General features: G+C 58.8%; 4 protein-coding genes and 5 pseudogenes. 4 read left to right on the top strand and 5 right to left on the bottom strand.

The window, feature by feature from the left end; genetic code table 11:
* Nucleotides 1-81 (bottom strand): DUF5372 family protein (locus IB277_RS38775; RefSeq protein WP_371813774.1); only part of this gene is annotated, 81 nt, incomplete at its 3' end.
* 44 nt (nt 82-125) lie between these two features.
* Between IB277_RS38775 and IB277_RS37290 the strand changes: the two are divergent.
* A pseudogene (locus IB277_RS37290) lies at nt 126-908 on the top strand (IS21 family transposase); the annotation flags it as partial.
* Nucleotides 909-920: 12 nt separating this feature from the next.
* A pseudogene (gene istB, locus IB277_RS37285) lies at nt 921-1,648 on the top strand (IS21-like element helper ATPase IstB).
* Nucleotides 1,649-1,885: 237 nt separating this feature from the next.
* On the opposite strand, the pseudogene IB277_RS37280 reads toward istB, so the two are convergent.
* Both IB277_RS37280 and IB277_RS37275 read right to left on the bottom strand, forming a co-directional pair.
* Nucleotides 1,886-2,615: pseudogene (locus IB277_RS37280) on the bottom strand (IS66 family transposase zinc-finger binding domain-containing protein); the annotation flags it as partial.
* Nucleotides 2,616-2,707: 92 nt separating this feature from the next.
* On the bottom strand, nt 2,708-2,905 hold the full coding sequence (locus IB277_RS37275; protein WP_192373356.1) for a hypothetical protein: 198 nt from the start codon (nt 2,903-2,905) through the stop codon (nt 2,708-2,710).
* Between the two features lie 818 nt (nt 2,906-3,723).
* Between IB277_RS37275 and IB277_RS37270 the strand changes: the two genes are divergently transcribed.
* Entirely contained in the window at nt 3,724-4,500 is a 777-nt protein-coding gene (locus IB277_RS37270; protein ID WP_192373354.1) for an ABC transporter permease, read from the top strand.
* Between the two features lie 274 nt (nt 4,501-4,774).
* On the opposite strand, the pseudogene IB277_RS37265 reads toward IB277_RS37270, so the two are convergent.
* Nucleotides 4,775-5,475 (bottom strand): annotated as a pseudogene (locus tag IB277_RS37265) (IS3 family transposase); the annotation flags it as partial.
* A gap of 172 nt (nt 5,476-5,647) precedes the next feature.
* Between IB277_RS37265 and istA the strand changes: the two are divergent.
* On the top strand, nt 5,648-6,463 hold the full coding sequence (gene istA / locus IB277_RS37260) for an IS21 family transposase (RefSeq protein WP_245296008.1): 816 nt from the start codon (nt 5,648-5,650) through the stop codon (nt 6,461-6,463).
* On the opposite strand, the pseudogene IB277_RS37255 reads toward istA, so the two are convergent.
* Nucleotides 6,425-6,828: pseudogene (locus IB277_RS37255) on the bottom strand (recombinase family protein); the annotation flags it as partial. The gene istA and the pseudogene IB277_RS37255 overlap by 39 nt on opposite strands.

The raw sequence follows: 6,828 nt of genomic DNA, 5'->3' as shown, positions 1-6,828 counted from the left end.
GCCCCAGTTCTCTTTGCGTGTCGACAGCACGAAGCGCTGTCCGCGCCACGGATGGAACGGGTGCGTAACCTCGAACTCTATGCGGGCTTGAGTGTCAGTATGAACTGCAGTCCTGGAATTGAAAGAAAGCGAAAGTGGAAGCTGCGGTTCGTATCGTCGAACGCTGGCTATTGGGCCGGCTGCGCCATCGCATCTTCTATAGCTTGGCCGAGGTCAATGCGGCGATCGGCGAATTGCTTCATGATCTCAATGACAAACGAGTCCTGCGCCGCGTTGGCGTCACGCGCCGTCAACTGTTCGAAGAGCTTGATCGTCCGGTTTTGCGACCACTGCCTGTCGAACGCTATGTCTTTGCCGAATGGCGTATCCGGCGTGCCGGGCTCGATTATCACGTCGAGATCGAGCGGCACTATTATTCCGTTCCCTATCGCTTCGCCCGCGAGCAGGTTGAGGCTCGTATTACCGCCAATACGATCGAGATCTTCCACAAGGGCGAGCGTATTGCCACCCATCGCCGCTCCAGCGGCAACGGGAAGCACACGACGATCCCCGATCATATGCCCTCGGCGCATCGCCGTTTTGCCGACTGGACGATCGAACGCATTCAACGCGAAGCCTCCGCCATGGGACCGGATGTCGCGCTGTTGTGCGAGCGCATCCTTGCCGACAGGCCACATCCCGAGCAGGGCTTTCGAGCTTGCCTCGGGATCATCCGCCTCAGCAAGAGCTTTGGCCGCGACAGGGTCAATGCCGCTTGCGGGCGGGCGCTGGAGATCGGGGCCCGGACCTATGGCTCGGTGCGCTCCATCCTCGACAATCACCTTGACCGAACGGCTGCCTCAAATGGAGCGGCGTCGCATGAACCGATCCATCACGCCAACATCCGCGGCCCCCGCTATTACCACTAAGGAGAACGAAAGATGCTTGCTCATCCAACACTAGATAAATTGAATGCCATGGGCCTGTCCGGCATGGCAAAGGCCTTTGGCGAACTCGTTGCCAACGGCGAAGCCGAACATCTCTCGCACGCCGAATGGCTCGGACTGCTGCTCGAACGCGAATGGAGCTCCCGTTACGATCGCAAGCTTGCGGCACGTCTCAGGTTTGCCAAGCTTCGCCACCAGGCGACCCCGGAAGATGTCGATTATCGCGCCGAACGCAGCCTCGACCGTGCTCTCTTCATGAAACTGCTCGGTGGCGACTGGATCAACGCGCATGACAATCTGGCCATTTGCGGACCCTCGGGTGTCGGAAAGAGTTGGTTGGCTTGCGCTCTCGGTCACAAGGCTTGCCGAGACGATCGCTCAGTTCTCTATCAGCGTGTCCCAAGGCTGTTTGGCCAGCTTGCGCTCGCGCGTGGTGACGGCCGGTATGCCCGGCTGCAACGGACCTTGGGCCACGTTCAGCTCCTGATACTGGATGATTGGGGGCTCGAACCGCTCAATGAACAGGCCCGTCACGATTTGCTGGAAATCCTCGAAGATCGCTACGGCCGTCGGTCGACGATCATTACCACGTATCCGCCTGGCACGGTGTCATCGGCGACCCAACCTATGCCGATGCCATACTCGACAGGTTGGTCCACAATGCCCACCGCATCGAATTGAGCGGCGATAGTCTGCGCCGAAACCTACCCCGCAAAGCTTGACACCTAGCCTAATTGAACTGACAACAATCATTGCCCGCAGACCTCCCTAGACAGGGGGCGAGATCATCCCGGAAACTGGGAGCGCAATCATCTCGGAACGAAGGGGCGGCTTCATCGGAATCGGCAGTTTGGGGCCGGCATCCAGTCGTGAGCCCGTATTGCCATCTTATCGGGGAGCAACCACCTTGCTATTCAGTACCATGACCAATCTGGCGCCCCGGGGCGGCGCGCTCCCGCGATTACCCCATGTAACGGGCTGTGCCCAACCAGCAAGGTCCCGACCTGGTCGGCCAACATCGAGGTCGAAAGCTCGATGCCCTCGCATTTGAACCGGGTGCTCTGGCGGTTGAGCAGGCTATGCATTCCAAACTTATCGAACAGGATCGTCGCCCGCAGATGAGGACCGATGAAGCCGCGCGGCGTGGCAAGGAACGGCGCCGGCGCCTGGCTGATCGCCTCGCAGTCGCGGCAGCTAAATTTCTCGCATACGGTTTCGATCACCTTGAACCGGCGCTGAACCTCCTCGAGCGTCTCGGTGACGTCCTCGCCCAACTTCGACAGGCGCGACCCGCCGCAGCAGGCACAGGTGGCTGGCGGATCGATCACCACGCGCTCGCGCTCGATATCCTCCGGCCACGGCTTTCGGACCGGCCGCTTGCGTGTGAACGAACGCACGCTCGCGGTCTTGGCGGCAGCCGCCTGGGCTGCAACCTCGTCCTCTGTCGCGGCCATCACCAGCTCTTCGAGCTGCAATTCCATCTGGTCGATCAGGCGCGCCGTGCGCTCGGATCGCCGGCTGCGAAGCTCCCGCCTCAGCTTTTCGATCGCCAGCTCCAGTTTGGCGATCAACGCCTCGCTGTCGGACAGCATCGCCTGGGCGTTGGCGGCTTGCGCCACCGCAATGTCCTGCTCGGCGACGACGGCATCGCGCTCGGCAACAACGACATCACGTTCAAAGCAGCGCCAGATAGGCGCTCGCAAGGTCCGCAGGGAGATCCACAGGCTTCGGAGTCGTGAAGCCATTCGATCAGATTCATTCAATATTTTCAATGGAATATCTCATGCATCATGACCGGCCTCCTTCTGTTGGGTGGCATGTCCGCACTTTGCGTGATCGACGAACAGCCGCACGATGAGCATCGTCAACGCTTGGCGGGTCTCCTGCGGCAACTCCGGCCATTGCGGCGTCCCTGCCGTCTTCCCCCGCTGCGGGGCCGAGAACAGATCGAACTGGCATGTCATGGGCTGGCGAGGCATGAACATCTCTCCGACTCGTTTCGTGAGAGACCAATGCTGCGCCCATTACCGAAGATTGCGATGAGGCATCAGCGTCCGTCAGCAATCTTGTCAAATTATGCAGCTTGCGAGGTCGACGTGCGGAACTGGCAGGCGGCGCCAACAACCACTCACTGATCTGTCGAACATCCACGACGGGACCTCGAGAAGTCGATCAGAAGAAGAACCAGAAACGCTGCAGCGGAAAATATGCGTCCCTTTGGACACCGCCTCATGGACGTGAACGAGTCGCCCGAACCAGGGATGCCACCGATACAAAAGCTCGCGAACCTCCGTCCCGTGGGTGTTCTTCCGTCGTGTTGTACAACACGCTTCACACGCACAAGGCATACGGGCCATAAGCGGCAACGCTGCGCCGAGAGCAGCCTTGCGCAATACCTCGCACGGGGACGCGATGGTTGACGGTTGGATCGGGCATGCCGCCGTCGCGGCAATGTTTACCTGCCGCTTTTTTTAGAACCCGCTCGATCGATCTGGGATGAAGCTCGAAGGGTGCATTCCATCGATGTGCCGCTAATCCGAAATCAGCCGCGGCTCGCCTGGTCTCTTTCGGGACGCGGTCACCAAGCCCAGGCCACGCTCGCCAGAACTTTCCACCGATCCGCCGCGAGTGTGATTCTAAGGTCACACCGTAAGCTGGCCAGGTTAAACATCAGCAGAACCTTACTTACCGCGTACCACCTGCTTCGACGCTCTCTAGACAAATAGACTGGCCTAATGGTTGCTACGATGTTAGAGAGAAACGTTTTTTTGCGCGGTTCAAAAAGGACAACCCATCAGTGGAGCTCTTGAAACTGCATATTCGCGTAATGTTGTCGCTCATGATCCGAGAGATTTCCACTCGGTACGGAAAGCGACCTGGCGGCTATCTCTGGGCTTTTGTTGATCCAGTCGCTCATGTTCTGATCATGACGGTAATTTTTCAAGCCGTCTCGAGGGTGCCTGCCCTTGGAGCGAGCTTTCCGTTATTCTTCGCGACAGGATACTTGCCGTATATGTTCTATACGAGCATGCAGTCGTTTGTTGCCGGGACAATTAAGGCGAACAAGCCGCTCTTATCCTACCCGATCGTCAGTCCTTTCGATGCGGTCGTTGCACGTTATTTCGTGCAGTTTATGACGTCCTTTCTGATCGCCTTCCTTGTTTTTGAGGCCGTGACGTTGGAGAACCACCTCTCAGTCTCTGTGGACTACGGCACGATTGTATGCGCTGCCTCCCTTGGTTCGTTGCTCGGCTTCGGGGTCGGGCTCGCAAATATATCGATGTTTGCGAGGTGGCCATTGTATGAACAGATATTCAACTTGATGATGCGACCTCTTTTTATGCTTTCCGGAGTTTTCTTCCTACCGGATTCAATGCCAAAGCCGATCATGGATTACATGCTTTATAACCCAATAGCGCATGTAATCATGTGGTTTCGCACAGGGGTCTATCCGGAATATAGAGCGACCGGACTTGACATCGGATACGCTGGGGAGTTTGGCGCAGCTTACCTGATAGCTGGATTGGTCTTATTTGGGCTGTCGACAAAGGAGATCCGAGAGGAAAGATTTTAGGGACGCCGCGATTTTTTGTTTGCGACGAGGCGCTCCAACGTCTCGCATGGTGAGCGAGTTTCGGTCTATCGCCGCGGCGCTGTCGACATCCTTGCCGCGAGAGTCACCCTGAGAGCGATTCCGGTCCGCCGATAGTTTGTAGGCTTTGCTGTGACCCCAGACACTCATCCGTTTGCGGCTGGAGTGCGGTTGTCAGTTCTGCGCGTTTGCGCGGGTGAAGCAATGGGCGGGACGCGCAGCGTTTCCGTTGTGCGGAGCGTTTGCCCATTGCGGTGAGGTGAGCGGCATAGGCTGCCGGTGTTTGATAGCCGAGGGCTGAGTGTGGACAGGCCGCATTATAGTCGGCAACCCATCGGGACACGGCTGACCGTGCGTGATCGAGGCCGAAAAACAGTGTCTCGTTCAGGAGCTCGTCCCTCATCTTTGAATTAAAGGCTTCACAGATGCCGTTTTGCATGAGCTTGCCGAGAGCGATGAAGTGCCAGGCGACGCCTTTCTCTTCGCTCCAGGCTAGCATGGCGTTCGAGGTGAACTCCGTGGCATGATCGCTGACGATCAGTTCGGGCTTGCCGCGCCGGGCGATGACCAGGCTCAGTTCTCGGGCTACCCTGCGACCCGAAATCGACGTGTCGACGATCGCGGCCAGGCATTCCTTGGTCACGTCGTCGATCACGTTGAAGACGCGGAACCGGCGGCCATGCGCAAATTGGTCATGACGAAATCGACCGACCAGCGGGCATTCGGCCGGGCGATCGTCAGTAGCGGGGCACGCGTGCCCGTTGCCTTCTTGCGTCCCTTGCGCTTGCACACGGAAAGGCCCTCCTCGCGATAGAGGCGCTGTGTCTTTTTGCGATTGAGCACGTAGCCCTCCCGCCGCAGCAAGACATGCAGCCTGCGATATCCAAATCGACGCCGTTCGCCAGCAAGCGTGCGAAGACGCTCCCGCAACTGCGCATCGTCCCGGCGACGATGTCGTTAGTGCGGATTCCGATCTGAAGCCGGCCACCATTCCGATCAAAATCCGGCCATCGTTCCGATTTGAAGCCGGCCACGATTCCAATCAAAGACCGGCCGGTTTCCGGCTCTGAAGATTCCCCTTGGGTCAGCAACTTTGGCATCAAGCCTCCCGGTACACGAGGAGAGTTTGATGCCAGCGAAGAGAAGGCTGACCATGCGACAATTACGACAGATGCTCCGGCTTGCCGGAAGCGGGACAAGCAGCCGAGAGATTGCGGTGATCCTCGGCGTTGCCCGCAGCACCGTCCAGGATAACCTGAAGCGGGCTGCGATGGCAGGGTTGAGCTGGCCATTGCCGGGAGAGCTGACAGACGATGCTCTTGAGTCTCGGCTTTTCGCCCGCGCCGGCGTCAAGCAGGGCCAACGGCGACGTCACGAGCCGAACTGGGCACAGCTCTCTATCGAATTGAAGAAGCCCGGCGTGACACTGCTGATCCTGTGGGAGGAATATCGCAGCGTCCATCCCGATGGTTATGGCTATAGCCGTTTCTGCGAGCTGTTCCGCGGGTTCGAGCAGCGCCTTTCGCCGACGATGCGCCAGGAGCATGCGGCCGGCGACAAGGTCTTCGTCGACTATTCCGGTAAGAGGGTGCCGATCGTCGATCGCAAGACTGGCGAAGTCCGCGAGGCGGAGCTGTTCCTTGGCGTGCTCGGCGCATCGAGCTACACCTTCGCCGAGGTGACCTGGACCCAGACCTTACCGGACTGGGTCGGCTCACATGTGCGCATGTTCGCCTTCTTCGGCGGTGTGCCCCGCCTGGTCGTGCCCGACAATCTGAAGTCCGGCGTCAGCCGCGCCAGCTTCTACGATCCCGAGATCAACCGCAGTTACGGCATGATGGCGTCCCACTATGGTGTCGGCGTTCTGCCGGCCCGACCGCGACGCCCGAAGGACAAGGAGCAGACATCACGATGCACCTTGTTGGATTTGTTGAGCGTCAATTAACCGGGGTTGGCGGCTACCATATCGGCCGCCGACGCCTTTTGCGAGTCGGACGTTGCCCGGTGGCTCATACAGGTAGCGGTGGTTGGTAGCGTAGCGATGGCGCTTGAGAACACCATCGCGTCCGAGTTGGTGTACGGTTGTGGCGCTTACGCCAAATCGACGAGCCACTTCCTCGCCAGTTAGCATGCCGCTCTCGCGCAACCGTTCGAACCGGGTCTTCAGCCCATAGGCACGACGCACGAGCATAACTTTCTTCAAGGTAAAAGCCTCACCGCGCCAGTTACGATGCCCGAGTGCGTTGAGACGACTGGCAATCTGCTGGTCGTTGTCGGTCTCCAGCAGTTCGTTGATCAGTGCCACAACCG

It is taken from the genome of Ensifer sp. ENS07, assembly GCF_014852185.1.
Classification (GTDB): domain Bacteria; phylum Pseudomonadota; class Alphaproteobacteria; order Rhizobiales; family Rhizobiaceae; genus Ensifer; species Ensifer adhaerens.
The sequence above is the reverse complement of the archived record's forward strand: the minus strand, read 5'-3'. Positions and strand labels throughout refer to the sequence as shown.

Coding starts and splice junctions, on each gene's coding strand:
- istA (WP_245296008.1), top strand. CDS start 5,648: ATGCCAGCGAAGAGAAGGCTGACCATGCGACAATTACGACAGATGCTC.
- IB277_RS37275 (WP_192373356.1), bottom strand. CDS start 2,905: ATGCCTCGCCAGCCCATGACATGCCAGTTCGATCTGTTCTCGGCCCCG.